The following is a 13,436-nucleotide window of genomic DNA, read 5'->3' on the forward strand; positions in this document are numbered from 1 at the left end:
AAGGCAAGGCCCGCGCTATCGGTAATAGCGCGGGCCTGTTACTTATCCGCCTCTCAAACTGGTTCGGCGACTGCTCCGGCCCGCGCTTTTGCCGTGGCGACCAGCGCGTACAGACCCGCATTATATTGCGTCATCTGCTCCATCGTCAGATCGCGATAAGGCGTCATCGGACAGAGCGAATCCACAACGTCCCAGAAAGGTTCGATCTTTTCCAGCACCTCGTCCACCGGGCCGCAGGTCACGAACGCTTCGACCATCTCGTCCGGGACATTGCCAACCACATTGGCGATGTCGCCATGTTCGCCCAGGCTGAGTTGGCAGGCGCGGGCTTGGTCGCCAAAGCCAATCGCCTCAAAGAACGGCTCATATTCCTTGTAGCCCGAATAGGCCGCGACCGTCGCGCGGCTGTCGTCAATCGCCTTCTGCTTGTCGTCGTTGACCGCGATCCATGGCCAGGCGTTAATTTCTATGTCGCTGCGCGCGCGCCCGTGTTGCGCCAGGGTCGCTTCGATAAAGGGCAGCTTGCTGCGGGTATAGGCCGCCGACCACAGCGCATGGACCATCAGCCCGTCGCCGACCTCCAGCGCCAGCGCCGTCATCTTGTCCTGCAAGGCGGCGATCCAAATCGGAATGTCGGTGCGAACAGGTGGCGCGGTGACCATCATTTCGGCGAAATCCGCAGTGAAATATTCGCCCGCGATCGGATCGAGTCCCTTATGCGCGTTCGCGATGACATAGCGGATCACCTTGACGCTTTCACGCAGATGGGTGAGCAATTTGCGTTCGGGCTCGCCATACATGCCCGTGACGCAGCTTTTGATGCTGGAACCAAGACCAAGGACGAAGCGCCCTTCCGAAATCCGGTCGACATCCATTGCCGCATAGGCGGTTTCGACCGGACTGCGTGTGCCTGCGATCGCGACGCCGGTGCCGACCTTCAGACGGCTGGTCGTTGCAGCCGTGGCCGCCATCGGCACGAAGGGAGGGCCGTAAATCTGGAGCGAAAAACAGCCTTCGAAACCGACCTGCTCCATCTGTTGACCGATCCCGGCCATCATCGGCGCGGGCAGGGTCGGCATAACGCCCCACCAGCGGCGCTCGCCGCCGACGGCATTGACCGGATATGTCATCTCTGTTCCTGAAAAAAGCGGGGCGGACCAGAGGGTCCGCCCTTCAGGGGGGAGGGGGGTATCAGAACTGGAACAGTTCCTTACGCAGGCCGATGATTTCGCTGCAATCGTCGCTCACATTGTCCCGATAGGCAAAATCGCCCTTCGCCTGCCGCTCGGCCAGTTCCATCATCGCCATGCGATAGCGCTGCCCGGCCTGGTCGAACTTGCTGTGCAGATCCTTGCGGTCGGTGTGGCGCATATAGCGGGGACTTTGCGGGGAGGTCATATAGCTGTCCTGCCGCGACACCTTATACCCGGCCTTGGGCATGACATGGCGGAACATCCGCCCGGCGTTGCTGGTGTTCATCACCATCTCCATCCGGGTGCGATCGCGCGTTTCGGGGGTGCAAGGATGGAACAGCGGCACATCGTCGCCGGGGCTGAACCGGCCATAGGCGATCGCGCAATGCGAACGCAGATAGATTCGGATCACCTGCCGCACATTCTGGGTCGGCTGCTTGATACCGCTAAAGAATTTCATCACCGGCGCGACCGATTTGTTGACGCAGGTGCGCACCATAGTGACGGTTTCGCTATCATAATAGGTTTCCACCGTCTCGCTGTCCGACCGTTCATCGCCCACCACGTCGGCGTGCAGGAAATCGGCATGGGTCAGGTCGATCAGATTTTCCAGGCTGATCGGCGCGGAGCTTTCGAAGCGGACCGTCGCCGTCATGTGGCGGGGCAGTCCACCCTGGGGCGGCAGGAAGGGCAGGCTGGGCAAATGGCGCGGATCGGCGGCCAGCGGATTGCCCAACCACACCCACACAACGCCATAATGTTCCATGACCGGGTAGCGGCCGCGCGCATCGGTATGCGCGCTCTTGTCGCGCGCGATCCGTTCATTGGGGTGAAATTCGCTGGCGACTGCAACGCCATTGTCGCGCCACAGGAAAATGGGGTGCGAATAGATGGCGCGGCGGACCGGCTTGCCGCTCACGGAATAGTCATGTGCGACCGGAAACCAGCTGTCGAGCATTACGATATTGTGCGGCACCCAACGATTGACGACATTCATCGCAATCGGGCTGCCCCCGGTTGAGGCTGGGGCATTGTCGTCTGGCGAGACGGGGCGGTCGGCGACTTCCAACATCTTCAAATCCTCCTTCAGGCGGCCTGGGTCTGGTCTTGGGCGCTATGCGGGGCGTCGAGCATGGTGGCGCGCAAATCTTCGCCATGCAGCGATACGGTCGGCTTGGTGGTCCGCAGTTTCAACCCGTCGATGGTGGCAAGGACCGACAGGGGGTTGATACCGCGCAAGATCGCGCCGCGGACGCCCGGATGGCGCACCCCCATTTCCGCCCGCCAGCGAACGGCGGTCACGCCGCGCGCCGACGGAACCGGCGACAGCACCGCATGGAGCAGATCATTAAACTGATCGTCGCGCAGCGTCAGTTGCGTCTCGCCGGTCGATGGATGCGTGCGGGTCAGAAGCGTCAGCGGAAATTCGGCGACGAAATGCGAAGGCCAGTGCAGCGGATTCCACTGGCAATTGCGCTCCATCACCAACATTCCGCCTTCTTCATGCAGTTCGGCCATCAGATAAGGGCTGAATCGCACGCCGCGAATGGCGATGACCAGCGCAGGGTCGTCATACAGGGCGTTCAGATATTCCTGATGGCTGCAACTGACGTTGACGGTGCCGACATAGGTATATTTGGGATCGGCGCTCAACGGCGCTTCGGCCTTGGGATTGAGGCATACGCGCACGAAACCCGCTTGTTCGCTGACGCCGAAGGCATTGGCCTTGTAGATCGGCGGAAATTTCTGCTGATCCTTCATATTGGGGATTTCTTTCAACCGCCCCGTTTCGCCGTCATAGCTCCAGCCATGATAGCCGCACTGGATCAGCCCATTGTCGCGGACACAGCCCAGCGAAAGCGGCGCGCGGCGATGGGGGCAACGGTCCTCCAGCGCGCGGGCGATCCCCTGATTGTCGCGCCACAGCACGACCGGCTGGTCGCCAATATCGACCGACAGCGGCTTTTTGGAAGTCACTTCCTCCGACCGTGCGACGGCCCACCAAAGATCAGTAGCGAGACTCATAGCGGTATTTCCTTCTCCTGCGATTAAATTGACGTATGACAATTTATATGTCAACGTCTTTTCACTATGGATCAGCAGATGCTCGATCGACCCCAGCGCGCCCGCGGCCGCCCCGCACTCAACGCTATTCAGGCTGTGGACGAAGACCGGCTGCTCGGCCTGGCCTTCGCTACCTTCGCCGAACGCGGTTATGAGGGGACGACGCTGCGCGACCTGTCGAAACGGCTGGGCGTCAGCCACAATCTGCTCAACGTCCGTTTCGGGCGAAAGGAGGATCTGTGGGTGCGCGCGGTCGACTGGCGCATGGCGCAGGCGTCCCCTTTCGTCGAAGCGGCCTTCGACGAGCCGGCCGATCCCGAAGTCAGGCTGCGCCATCTGATCCAGCGCTTTTGTCTGTGGGCGACCAGCAACGGAGACATTGTGTCGCTTACCAATGTCGAAGGGTGCCGGTCGACCTGGCGACTCGACCATATCGTTGAACGCTTCGTGCTGCCGTTCCAGCGCCGCCTGGACGACCTGCTGGACGCAGTGAAGCGGCAACGGCCTGTGCATGACCTGTCTACCGCGGCGCTCATGGCGCTGCTGGTGCAGGGGGTAGGCTATTATTTCTGTGCGGTGCCGATGCAGCAGCGGATCGGTGCGGGGCGGGAAGTGGATGCCATCCACGCCACCGCGCAAGCCGAACGACTGGCAGGATTTCTTCTCGCCGCGCTGCTTCCGCCCATTCGCTGACCCGCGTTGCGGTCAATCTTCGGGTGCGATGGTGACGGTCATGCCCGACAGCGCTTGAGACATCATCAGCTGACAGGACAGGCGGGATTGTTCGGTGCGGTGGGACGAACCGTCGAGCAGGTCACTTTCATCTTCCGTTACCGGCGGCAACGTCGCGGCGACGGCCGGATCGACATAGACATGGCAGGTAGCGCAGGAGCAGCATCCGCCGCACAGCGCCAGCAATTCGTCGAAGCCCGCATCGCGGATCGCTTCCATCACCGACACATCCGCAGGCGCGTCGATCGTCTTGCAGGTGCCGTCGCGGGTAATGACGTTGAGTTCGGGCATGATGGTCCTCGGCTGGAAATCGGAAGGGATAGGCGCTCCTAATGCGGCCCGCCCCTCGCCCTGCCTGCCGAAAGACAGGGCGCGAGCGACGCTATCTCACTTCGACCTGCACTGGAAAACGATCGAAATAGAAGGCGAAGGGGCGCCGCAATTCGTCCCCGGTGACGTGGAAATCCCGCTCCAGGTCGTAGACGATCTTGCCCTTCGTCTGCTCGCCATGTTCGGCCAGATAGACATGCAGGTCGGCCAGCGCCTCGTCGGTCAGGGGAATGTCGGCGATGCGGTAAATCTCTTTCAGGATCGGATCGGGATTTTTGATCCAGTCGTGGAAATAGACGTCGATCGTCTGATCGGGCGGCAATATGTCGCGATCGCGCACGCAGGCGTGCAGCAATTTTTCGTAACGGTCCGGCCAGTACCCCAGCGGCTCCCGTATATCGATCGACTTTCGGAACATGCGGGCGGCATAGCTGTACATGGTCAGTTGCGAGCGGATCGAGCCGACAGGATCGCGATGGGTGATGACGAACGTCGCGTCCGGGAAAGTCTTATGGAGCGCGGGCAACTGCTCCATATGCTGCGGGCATTTGATGACCCAGCGGTTCGGCCCGTTCAGAAATGTCAGCACCTGAAGCGATTTTTTCAGATAGGCATAGGTGCCCGACTGGTCGTGGCTCAGATAATAATCGCGCCAGCGTGGCACCATCGCCAGCCATTCGATCAGGTAGGACGAAAAATCCGGTCCCTGAAGTTCGATATCCTCGCTGATATGGTCGGGCGAAAATTCGTGCATGATCGCCATGTAGGGCAATATGCTCTCCATCATCCGCCATCCCTGTTCGGCCTTGGTCCAGCGGGGATTGGCGTCGCCCGGCGTCGGCTGCTCGTCGGGCGCGGGCACCGGCGCGATCGCCTCCCACCAGGGCAGGGAGCGGAAGCGGCGATCGGCCGACAGCAGCCCCAGCAGATGCGTGGTCCCCGACCGGGGCAGGCCCGCCACGATGATCGGCCGTTCGATCTGTATGTCCAGTATTTCCGGATGACGCCTGACCATATCCTCGATCCGCAGCCGGGTCGCGGCGAAACGGATCATCATCTGGAACAGATTGGCGCGGGCGACCGCTGACGCATTGACGTCCTCCTCGATCGCCTGGCACCAGACGGCCAGCCTTTCGCGAAAATCGTCCGCGCCGAAATCGGACAGGCCGGTCTGGGCCTGTGCCGCGTCCAGGATGATCGCGGGCTGAAAGACGATCTGGTCCGCTGCCGCCTGCGCCCCGGCGATCACCTGTTTCTGGATGTCGGTCAGCACCGGATGATGCAGGTCGGTAATGTCTATGATATTGCGGCGCGCGGCCGCTTCCTGCGCGGGACTGCCCATCATGCTCTCCTGTCTTGATGCGCCATCTAATCGCGGCCACCCTGTCTTCGGCAAGGTGCGCGGCCATCGCCGCTGCGCCAATTGCTGCGTCATCGCGCCACAGGGCCGCCAAAGAGCCAAGCGGAGAGGATGGATGGACGCTGTTTCCCAAGTCTATGACCTGCCGGTCACGCCCGCCATGGACTGCACGGTCAAGGGGCGGATCGCGCTGCCCGGCGTGGTGATGGAATTGCATCATTATCGTTTTCGCGGGGCGCAGGGGGGGGTCTTCTCCTCGCCGCGCAGCTTCCTCGATCTGGCGCTGTCGCCAAGGCCGGGGCAGCCCTGCGGCGGCTATCATGGCCCGACCAGCGCACTGGGCGACATCATCTTCATTCCGGCGGGAAATCCGTTACACACCGCATGGGGGGAGGGGGAGCAGATGTCGATCTGTTGCGGTTTCGACGGGACGGCGTTCGATGGCGATGCGCTGCATTTGTCGGACGACGCCTTGCAGGCGTCGCTCAATGTGCGCAGCCCCGTGGTCCGCGACGCGCTGCGGCGCATTGCCGGAGAGATTGCTGAACCGGGCTTTTGCAGCGAGATGTTGACCCAGGCGATCTGGATGCAGGCGTCGATCGACCTGCAACGCTATCTGCGTCAGTCGGCAGAGGATGGCGGGACGCAGGGCGGCCTGTCGCGAGGGCAGATCAGGCGGATCGCCGATCGCATCGAACAGCCGGGCAAGGCGCCTGCCGTTGCGGAGCTGGCGGCGGAATGTGGCCTTTCGACCCGGCATTTCTTTCGCCAGTTCCGCGCCGCCACCGGGCAGACGCTGACCCGATATGTGACAGATCGCAAGATCGAACGGGCGAGGCAGTTGCTGCGGCAGGACAGCGCCGCGATCAAGGTGGTCGCGTGGGAATGTGGGTTCGACAGCGCGGCGGCCTTTTCCGCAGCCTTCCGCAAGGCGACCGGCCTGACGCCCCGGCAGTTCCGCGAATCTATGCTGCACTGACGTTCGGGTAATTTGGCGCCAGGGTGTTGGGGACCAGGGCAGTTTGGCGATGGCATTGGCGCAACCGCGCAAGTCCGCCCCCTTGTCGTCGCTCGCCTTCGCCCGCACTGTCGCGCCAAAGCGTCGCCCTGTGACGAGCGGCCAGCAGGAGAAGCGCAATGCCGGAAAATCTGTTCGACCTGACGGGAAAGGTGGCGCTGGTCACCGGCGCCAATTCGGGACTGGGTTTCGGCTATGCCCGTGGGCTGGCGCGCGCGGGCAGCGACATCATCCTGTGGGGGCGGCGCGCCGACAGGAATGAAGAAGCGGCACAGGCGCTGCGTCAATATGGGGTCAGGGTATTTGCCGACAGTGTGGACGTGGCCAGCGAGCCGGCGATCGTCGCCGGTTTCGCCCGCGCGCTCGACGCGATGGGCCGGGTTGACACGCTGGTCGCCAATGCCGGAATTGCCAGTCAGGTCGCCTTTACCGACATGGACGTTGCGACATACCGCAAGCTGATCGACGTCAATCTGGACGGCGCGGTATTCACCCTGCGCGAAGGCGCGCGGCACATGAAGGCGCGGGCTGAGGCGGGCGATCCGGGCGGATCGCTCATCATCTGCGGCAGCGGGTCGATCTTTCAGGGCGTGCCGACGATGGCCCATTATGGCATCGCCAAAGGCGCGCTCAATTCGCTGGCCAAGGCGCTGGCCGCCGAACTGGGGCCGATTGGTGTGCGTTGCAACGTCATCGCGCCCGGCTTTATCGAAACCGACATGACCTTCGCCGACCCCGCCGTCGGCCAGATGCTCGCCGACATGGTTGCGGCAAAGGCTCCATTGGGCCGCGCAGGGAAACCCGCCGACCTGGAGGGGGCGGTCGTCTATCTCGCCAGCGACATGGCGTCCTATCATACCGGGGACACGCTGGTCGTGGATGGCGGCAAGCTGTTCGCCAACTGATCGTCCGGCAGGTGCCCGGCGGGTCGCGATGCGGCTGATCCGGCACGCCCCACAGGAGAAGCGCATGTTTGCCCGGCCCAACAGTCACCATTCCCAGATCGCCTATGTCACCAACGATATGGAGGCCGCGATGGCGCGGCTGGCGGCCGAATATGGGACGCCCGGCTTTTTCGAAATGTCGAACATCCAGCCGGGCGAAGACCCGGCCGGCAAGCCGGTGCTCAAGATCGCGCTGGCCGTGGTCGGCGGGGTGGAAATCGAACTGATCGAGCCGGTCGGCGATACCGCGCCCTTGTTCAGCGACGTGCTGCCCGACCGGGAGGGACTGGCCATCTGCTTCCACCATATCGCCAGCCGGATCGAGGGGCCGATGGCGCATTGGGACGCGCATGTCGCCTCGCTGGACCTTGCGGCGCATCCGGTGGTGTTCGAAGGGGCGGTGGGTGACATGCTGCGCTTCATCTATACTGACGAGCGCGCGACGTTGGGCCATTATGTCGAGCATGTGTGGATGTCGCCCGACCTGCTGGCGCAGATGGGGGCTATCGTGCCTGCCTATCCGGCGGTGGAGAACGCGGCATGACGATCGCGCTGTCCCGCCTCAACTTTCGCGACATCGGCGGATTGCCGACGATCCATGGCGGACAGGTGCGACCCGGCATCCTGTTCCGGTCCGAAGGTCCGGCCAGTTTCGTCGCCGAACATCATGCCGAGCTGGCCGAACTGGGCGTTCGCGCGGTGGCGGACCTGCGGTCGGAAATGGAGCGGGACAAGGCGCCGCACGACTGGTGTGGGGCCGATTGCCGCATCCTAGACCTCGACATGAACACCGACCTGCGCGCGCAGGGGGAGGAAATGTGGATGACGCTGGGGCGTGATCCGACGCAGGCGCGGGCCATTGCGGTCATGACCCATAATTACGGCCTGATGCCGCAGGCGTTCCTGCCCCATGTCGCGCCGATGGTCGATGCGTTGCTGGCGGGCGATACGCCGATGCTGGTCCATTGCACCGCGGGCAAGGACCGCACCGGGGTGGTGATCGCGCTGATTCTGGACCTGCTGGGCGTGCCGCGCGACGTCATTGGCGCCGACTATGCCCGGTCCGACGTGTTCGGCCAGAATCTTGTCATGTCGGGCCATTTGAAGCGGGATCTGCAAAAGACTTTCGGCTTCGTCCCCCCCGACGCAATGGTCGCTGTGCTGATCGGTGTTCATGCCGACTTCCTGAACCGCGCGCTGGACGTGGTGGGGACGCAATGGGGCGGGATCGACGACTATTTCCAGGCGGCGGGGGTGGATGCGGCGCGACGCGACGCGCTGCGGCAGCTTCTTGTTATGGGCGGAGAATGACATGACGGACATGGCGATTTACGAATGGGAGCAGTTGCTCGATCAGTTGCGCCCGCTGGGCCAGCAGATGCGCGACCGGATTCCGCCGCGGCTGCATGACGATGCGCAGGTGATGCAGGAAGCGATGCGACTGTTGCTGGCGGGCGTGCTGCGCACCGCCAATGACGCGATCATGCACGATCGCAGCCATCCGATGTTCGTGCCCGAACTCAATATCTGCCAGAATATCTTTCAGCCCAATGCCGACACCATCTACAAGGCGGCGCTGATCGAGAAGGGCGGCACCTATCGCATCCGGGGCGACCGGGGCACAACGCGGATGATGATTCTGGCCCAGCTTGGCCCCGACACGCTGCGCACCGGGCAGCATCATCCCGCGCAGGACGCCAATGATTTCGACGATCTAACGATCGGCCCGGATGGCGAATTCGATGTGATCCTCTCGCCCGCCCGGCCCGATGGCTACAGCGGCGACTGGTGGGAACTGAAACCGGACACCGAAAAGTTGATGGTGCGGATCGTCGGGTGCGACTGGGGCGTGGAGCGGGAGCCGCGTTTCGGCATCGTCCGGCTGGACGCGGAACGCGCCGCCAAGGGGCGGCCGACGCTGGCGCAACTGGCCCATCGCTTTGCCGAGATACCGACAACGGCGGCGGTTTGTGCGCTGGCCTTCCCCGACAAGGTGCAGAAACTGCGTGACGAAGGGTTGATCAACACGCTCAAGGTCGTGGATTTTTCGCAGATGACGGGGCTGGCCCGCCAGTCCTATTATGAGGGCGCCTATGATCTGGCCGAGGATGAGGCGCTGATTACCGAAGTGCGGATTCCGGCCGATGTCGCTTACTGGTCGCTGATCCTGACCAACGAACTTTATGAGACGACCGACTGGTATCACAACCAGTCGAGCCTGAACGATGCGCAGGCGGTGGTCGATGGTGACGGCATCTTCCGCGCGGTCATTTCCGCGCGCGATCCGGGCGTTCACAACTGGCTGGATACCGCAGGCTATGCCAGCGGCGCGGTGCAGGGACGCTGGTTCAACAGCGGCGCGCGCCCGACGCCGACGATGCGCAAGGTGAAGCTGGCCGAGGTGCGTGAGCATCTGCCCGCCGACACCATGTTGGTGACGCCACAGGCGCGCGACGCCGCGATCCGCGAACGGACATTGCGCGCGCAGATGCGCGTCATCTGGTGAGGGAGGAGGCGATCATGAGCGACGCACTGGCCATGCTGCTGGATTATGAGGCGATCCGTCAGGTGAAGGCGCGCTATTGCCGCCTGCTCGATACGAAGGATTGGGATGGCTTCATAGCCCTGTTCACGCCGGACGCGGTGATGGACGTGCAGGAGGATACCGGCCATCCCCCAATCAGCGGCCATGCCGCGATCCTGGAACAGGTGCGTTCCGCCGTCATCGACGCGCAGAGCGCGCATCAGGTCCACTCGTCCGAAATCGCCCTGCACGGCGACAGTGCCGAAGTTGTCACCGCGATGCAGGACCGGGTGGTATGGGCGCCGGGCACATGCCCGATCCCCGGCGGCGAGTCGATCACTGGCTTTGGCCATTATACCGAACGCTATGTGCGCGTCGACGGCGTGTGGAAGATCGCCTTCCTCAAGCTGACCCGCCTCTATGTCGAAGTGCATCCCGCGCCTGTCCTTTGACAGGTTGCGCCGCCTGTGCTGCGCGGCAATCCTGCCCGCCATGGATTTGAGAGGACAGGATATGACGGCAGCAATGGAACCCGGCGCGCAGGCGTTGTTCGACAAGTTCGGCACCTATATCCTGCCCGGACGGGTCAGCGATCCGCGCCGGGGGATAGAGGAAGCGCAGGAGGCCGAGCGGATCGGCCTGGGCTGCGTATGGATTTCCGAACGCTATGCGCTGAAGGAACCCGCCGTGCTGGCAGGCGCAGTGTCGCAGGCGACGTCGAAGATCCGCATCACCGGCACCATGTATGCCACGATGCGTCACCCGCTGGTCACCGCCAGCGTCGCGGACCTGATGCAGGCGATGAGCGGGGACCGATTCCGCCTGATGTTCGCGCGCGCCGTCCCGGCCTATATGAAGATGCTGGGATCGCCGCCGATCACGATGGAGCGGCTGGCCGACCTTATTTCCATCTGCCGTCGCCTGTGGGCGGGGGAGAAGGTGGATTATGACGGCATATTGGGAAAATTCCCCGCGATCAGCCTGACCGATCGCCATGGCGGCACGCCGCCGCCGATCATCTTTACCGCTATCGGTCCCAAGAGCCTGGAATTTGCCGGCGAACATTGCGACGGGGTGCTGTTGCACCCCTTCGTATCGGCGCAGGGGGTGAAGAACAGCGTCAAGATCGTGCGCGACGCTGCGGAAAAGGCGGGGCGCGATCCGATGGCGGTGCGCATCTACCACAATATCATCGTCGCGCCCGACCTGCCCAAGGATGAGGAGGAGGCGGTCGTCGGTGGCCGCGCCATCACCTATTTCGAACTGCCCGGTTTCGGCGACCTGATCGTGGACATCAACGGTTGGGACAAGGGCGTGCTGGAGCAGATCCGCGCCCATCCCAAGATCGCCAGCCTGAACGGCAAGCCCGCCGATCAGGCCTATACGCGGCAGGAACTGGTCGATGTCAGCAAGCTGATCCCGCAGCAATGGCTGGACGAGGGCGCGGCGGTCGGCACGGCGGCGCAGTGCGCCGATCAGTTGATGGCCTATCTGGACGCTGGCGCGGACGAGATATTGCTGCATGGATCATCGCCCAAGGACATGGGTCTGCTGACCAGCGAACTGAAGCGCGCGCTGGCGGCGAAGGGGCTGTAAGTCATGGAGTTTCTGACGCCGGAGCGCATCACCACCCAGTTGCAGGGCTGGCTGGCCAATGAAAAACCCGACTGGCGCGACATTGTCGTCCGCCCGCTGAACGTCACGCTGGGGGCAGGATTTTCCGCCGATATCTTCTTTGTCGATGTCGATTATGTCGACTCCGCCGGCACACAGAACCAGACGCTGGTGGTGCGTCGGCAGCCGATGGACCTGGAGGTGGTGTTCGGCAGCAGCCTGGCGTTGCAGGGCAAGATGATGGCCGCGCTCTATGCGCGGGGCGACCTGCCCGTGCCGCCGTGGATCGGCATGTATCTGGAGTCCGACATTCTTGGCCTGCCCTTCCTGGTGATGGGCAAGGTCGAGGGAGAGTGCGCCAGGCAGAAGCCCAATTATAATCTGGACGGCTGGCTGGTGGAGATGACGCCGGACCAGCGCCGCGCCAGCTTTACCAACGCCATTTCCGCCTTTGCCAGCATGGCGACGATCGACTGGCGCGACGGGTTCGATTTTCTGGCGCAGCCCGAAAATGGCCAGCCGGGGCTGGACCAATATGTCGGCGCGCTGGAGGCGTGGCACAGGGCGGCGGGCCGGGGCCGGTCCATGCCGATCGTGGATGCGGCGATGGCCTATGTGCGGGCGAACATGCCCGACGATGCGGGAGTCAATGTGCTGTGGGGCGATCCCACGCCGTCGAATGTGATGTTCGCGCCGGACGGCAGCGTCAATGCGCTGATCGACTGGGAACTGGCCGCGCTTGGCCCGGCGGAGCTGGATCTGGCCTGGTGGCTTTATTTCGACGACCTGTTCGGGCGGCGTTTCGGCGTCACCCGGCTGGAGGGGTTGCCGAGCCGGGACGAGACGGTCGCGATCTGGGAAGCGGCGTCCGGGCAGAAGGCCCGGCATCTGGATTATTATGATATTGTGGCTGCGTTGCGCATGGCGCTGGTTGCGGTGGGCGCGTTCGACCGGCAGGTCGGGATCGGCAACATTCCGGCGACCAACAAGTCGCTGAACGACAATTTCATGACGCAATATCTGGCGGAAAAACTGGGCCTGCCGGTGCCGCAATTCGGCCCGGATTTTGTGGCGTTCATGAAGAATCTGACGCCGGTGGAGGAGGATGCGGCCTGATCGGGCGGGCGCCATTAGTAGACAGCAAGATGGACAGTCATGGCGACAAAGGCGTGATTTAATTAGCAGGCTAACGATTAAATGAACAAGTTTTGTTTATGTGTCGATGCCAGGCAAAAGGGCGGCGGGGGAAGCATCCCCCGCCGCCCTTTGCGCAACCGTCGAGCGGGATCAGAATTTCTTGAGGTCGGCGTTCGACAGGCTGGTCGTCACGCCCTTTTCCCCGGTGCTGAGCGTCGCGGCGGGGATGGTGATGAACTTGCCGCGATAGATGACGCGGACAGCGGCAAGCGCGCCATCGTCGGCGGTCACAACCTTGTCGACCTTGCCGATCTTGGTCCCTTCGGCGGAAAAAATCGCTGCGTTGCGATCGACAGCGGGCGCCTGCGCCAGCGCGGGCGTAGCCATGGCGAGGGCGGCGAGCGTGATTATCATCTTCATGTCCAATATCCTCTTGTCGATTCTATCAACCTGTTGGCGCAGGCCGGAGACAGTTTCAAGAGAAAACCAATACACATAGGAAAGATTCTGTTCTATCTGT

Annotated in this window: 15 protein-coding genes; 9 read left to right on the plus strand and 6 right to left on the minus strand. The window is 62.9% G+C overall.

What is annotated here, in order from left to right; all coding sequences use genetic code 11:
- Positions 1–53: 53 nt before the first annotated feature.
- The 3 genes from V473_RS17095 to V473_RS24675 form a co-directional block, all read right to left on the minus strand.
- Positions 54–1,130, minus strand: coding sequence for an LLM class flavin-dependent oxidoreductase (locus V473_RS17095; RefSeq protein WP_066607820.1), 1,077 nt, complete (start codon positions 1,128–1,130; stop codon positions 54–56).
- A 61-nt stretch (positions 1,131–1,191) separates the two neighbouring features.
- Complete coding sequence (locus V473_RS17100; protein ID WP_066607822.1) at positions 1,192–2,265, minus strand: aromatic ring-hydroxylating oxygenase subunit alpha; 1,074 nt, start codon at positions 2,263–2,265, stop codon at positions 1,192–1,194.
- A gap of 14 nt (positions 2,266–2,279) precedes the next feature.
- Positions 2,280–3,218 carry a Rieske 2Fe-2S domain-containing protein gene (locus V473_RS24675; RefSeq protein ID WP_066607824.1) on the minus strand — a complete coding sequence of 313 codons (939 nt, stop codon included), beginning with the start codon at positions 3,216–3,218 and terminating at the stop codon, positions 2,280–2,282.
- 78 nt (positions 3,219–3,296) lie between these two features.
- Here V473_RS24675 and V473_RS17110 point away from each other — a divergent pair, with 78 nt between their 5' ends.
- Positions 3,297–3,950 (plus strand): TetR/AcrR family transcriptional regulator, encoded by a 654-nt coding sequence (locus V473_RS17110; protein WP_242495990.1) that lies wholly within the window; start codon positions 3,297–3,299, stop codon positions 3,948–3,950.
- Positions 3,951–3,962: 12 nt separating this feature from the next.
- On the opposite strand, the gene V473_RS17115 is transcribed toward V473_RS17110, so the two are convergent.
- Together V473_RS17115 and V473_RS17120 are read right to left on the minus strand one after the other, a co-directional pair.
- Positions 3,963–4,280: a 2Fe-2S iron-sulfur cluster-binding protein gene (locus V473_RS17115; protein ID WP_066607827.1), complete on the minus strand. Its 318-nt coding sequence runs from the start codon at positions 4,278–4,280 to the stop codon at positions 3,963–3,965.
- 91 nt (positions 4,281–4,371) lie between these two features.
- Positions 4,372–5,664, minus strand: a complete 1,293-nt coding sequence (locus V473_RS17120; RefSeq protein ID WP_244884467.1) for a sulfotransferase family protein — start codon at positions 5,662–5,664, stop codon at positions 4,372–4,374.
- A 130-nt stretch (positions 5,665–5,794) separates the two neighbouring features.
- On the opposite strand from V473_RS17120, the gene V473_RS17125 reads away from it, so the two are divergent.
- The 8 genes from V473_RS17125 (at position 5,795) to V473_RS17160 (ending at position 12,895) form a co-directional block, all read left to right on the plus strand.
- Positions 5,795–6,658, plus strand: coding sequence for a helix-turn-helix transcriptional regulator (locus V473_RS17125; protein WP_066607830.1), 864 nt, complete (start codon positions 5,795–5,797; stop codon positions 6,656–6,658).
- A gap of 158 nt (positions 6,659–6,816) precedes the next feature.
- Positions 6,817–7,602 (plus strand): SDR family NAD(P)-dependent oxidoreductase, encoded by a 786-nt coding sequence (locus tag V473_RS17130; protein WP_066607833.1) that lies wholly within the window; start codon positions 6,817–6,819, stop codon positions 7,600–7,602.
- Between the two features lie 64 nt (positions 7,603–7,666).
- Entirely contained in the window at positions 7,667–8,185 is a 519-nt protein-coding gene (locus tag V473_RS17135; protein WP_066608696.1) for a VOC family protein, read from the plus strand.
- Entirely contained in the window at positions 8,182–8,952 is a 771-nt protein-coding gene (locus V473_RS17140) for a tyrosine-protein phosphatase (RefSeq protein ID WP_066607836.1), read from the plus strand. The genes V473_RS17135 and V473_RS17140 overlap by 4 nt, the downstream gene beginning before the upstream one ends.
- Position 8,953: 1 nt before the next feature.
- Positions 8,954–10,147, plus strand: coding sequence for a DUF1214 domain-containing protein (locus tag V473_RS17145; protein ID WP_066608697.1), 1,194 nt, complete (start codon positions 8,954–8,956; stop codon positions 10,145–10,147).
- Positions 10,148–10,161: 14 nt separating this feature from the next.
- A complete protein-coding gene (locus V473_RS17150; RefSeq protein WP_066608700.1) occupies positions 10,162–10,617 on the plus strand; it encodes a nuclear transport factor 2 family protein in 456 nt (151 codons plus the stop codon).
- Positions 10,618–10,678: 61 nt separating this feature from the next.
- Entirely contained in the window at positions 10,679–11,761 is a 1,083-nt protein-coding gene (locus V473_RS17155; protein ID WP_066607839.1) for a TIGR03857 family LLM class F420-dependent oxidoreductase, read from the plus strand.
- A 3-nt stretch (positions 11,762–11,764) separates the two neighbouring features.
- The gene (locus V473_RS17160) at positions 11,765–12,895 is read left to right on the plus strand and encodes a phosphotransferase family protein (RefSeq protein ID WP_066607849.1); all 1,131 of its coding nucleotides are present in this window, start codon (positions 11,765–11,767) and stop codon (positions 12,893–12,895) included.
- A 171-nt stretch (positions 12,896–13,066) separates the two neighbouring features.
- Here the strand turns inward: V473_RS17160 and V473_RS17165 are convergent, their stop codons facing one another.
- Positions 13,067–13,336 carry a hypothetical protein gene (locus V473_RS17165; RefSeq protein ID WP_066607853.1) on the minus strand — a complete coding sequence of 90 codons (270 nt, stop codon included), beginning with the start codon at positions 13,334–13,336 and terminating at the stop codon, positions 13,067–13,069.
- Between the last annotated feature and the right edge of the window lie 100 nt (positions 13,337–13,436).

It is taken from the genome of Sphingobium cupriresistens LL01, assembly GCF_001046645.1.
In the GTDB taxonomy this organism is placed as follows: domain Bacteria; phylum Pseudomonadota; class Alphaproteobacteria; order Sphingomonadales; family Sphingomonadaceae; genus Sphingobium; species Sphingobium cupriresistens.

Coding starts and splice junctions, on each gene's coding strand:
- V473_RS17140 (WP_066607836.1), top strand. CDS start 8,182: ATGACGATCGCGCTGTCCCGCCTCAACTTTCGCGACATCGGCGGATTG.
- V473_RS17165 (WP_066607853.1), bottom strand. CDS start 13,336: ATGAAGATGATAATCACGCTCGCCGCCCTCGCCATGGCTACGCCCGCG.
- V473_RS24675 (WP_066607824.1), bottom strand. CDS start 3,218: ATGAGTCTCGCTACTGATCTTTGGTGGGCCGTCGCACGGTCGGAGGAA.
- V473_RS17135 (WP_066608696.1), top strand. CDS start 7,667: ATGTTTGCCCGGCCCAACAGTCACCATTCCCAGATCGCCTATGTCACC.
- V473_RS17160 (WP_066607849.1), top strand. CDS start 11,765: ATGGAGTTTCTGACGCCGGAGCGCATCACCACCCAGTTGCAGGGCTGG.
- V473_RS17145 (WP_066608697.1), top strand. CDS start 8,954: ATGACGGACATGGCGATTTACGAATGGGAGCAGTTGCTCGATCAGTTG.
- V473_RS17115 (WP_066607827.1), bottom strand. CDS start 4,280: ATGCCCGAACTCAACGTCATTACCCGCGACGGCACCTGCAAGACGATC.
- V473_RS17130 (WP_066607833.1), top strand. CDS start 6,817: ATGCCGGAAAATCTGTTCGACCTGACGGGAAAGGTGGCGCTGGTCACC.
- V473_RS17125 (WP_066607830.1), top strand. CDS start 5,795: ATGGACGCTGTTTCCCAAGTCTATGACCTGCCGGTCACGCCCGCCATG.
- V473_RS17155 (WP_066607839.1), top strand. CDS start 10,679: ATGACGGCAGCAATGGAACCCGGCGCGCAGGCGTTGTTCGACAAGTTC.
- V473_RS17120 (WP_244884467.1), bottom strand. CDS start 5,664: ATGATGGGCAGTCCCGCGCAGGAAGCGGCCGCGCGCCGCAATATCATA.
- V473_RS17100 (WP_066607822.1), bottom strand. CDS start 2,265: ATGTTGGAAGTCGCCGACCGCCCCGTCTCGCCAGACGACAATGCCCCA.
- V473_RS17110 (WP_242495990.1), top strand. CDS start 3,297: ATGCTCGATCGACCCCAGCGCGCCCGCGGCCGCCCCGCACTCAACGCT.
- V473_RS17150 (WP_066608700.1), top strand. CDS start 10,162: ATGAGCGACGCACTGGCCATGCTGCTGGATTATGAGGCGATCCGTCAG.
- V473_RS17095 (WP_066607820.1), bottom strand. CDS start 1,130: ATGACATATCCGGTCAATGCCGTCGGCGGCGAGCGCCGCTGGTGGGGC.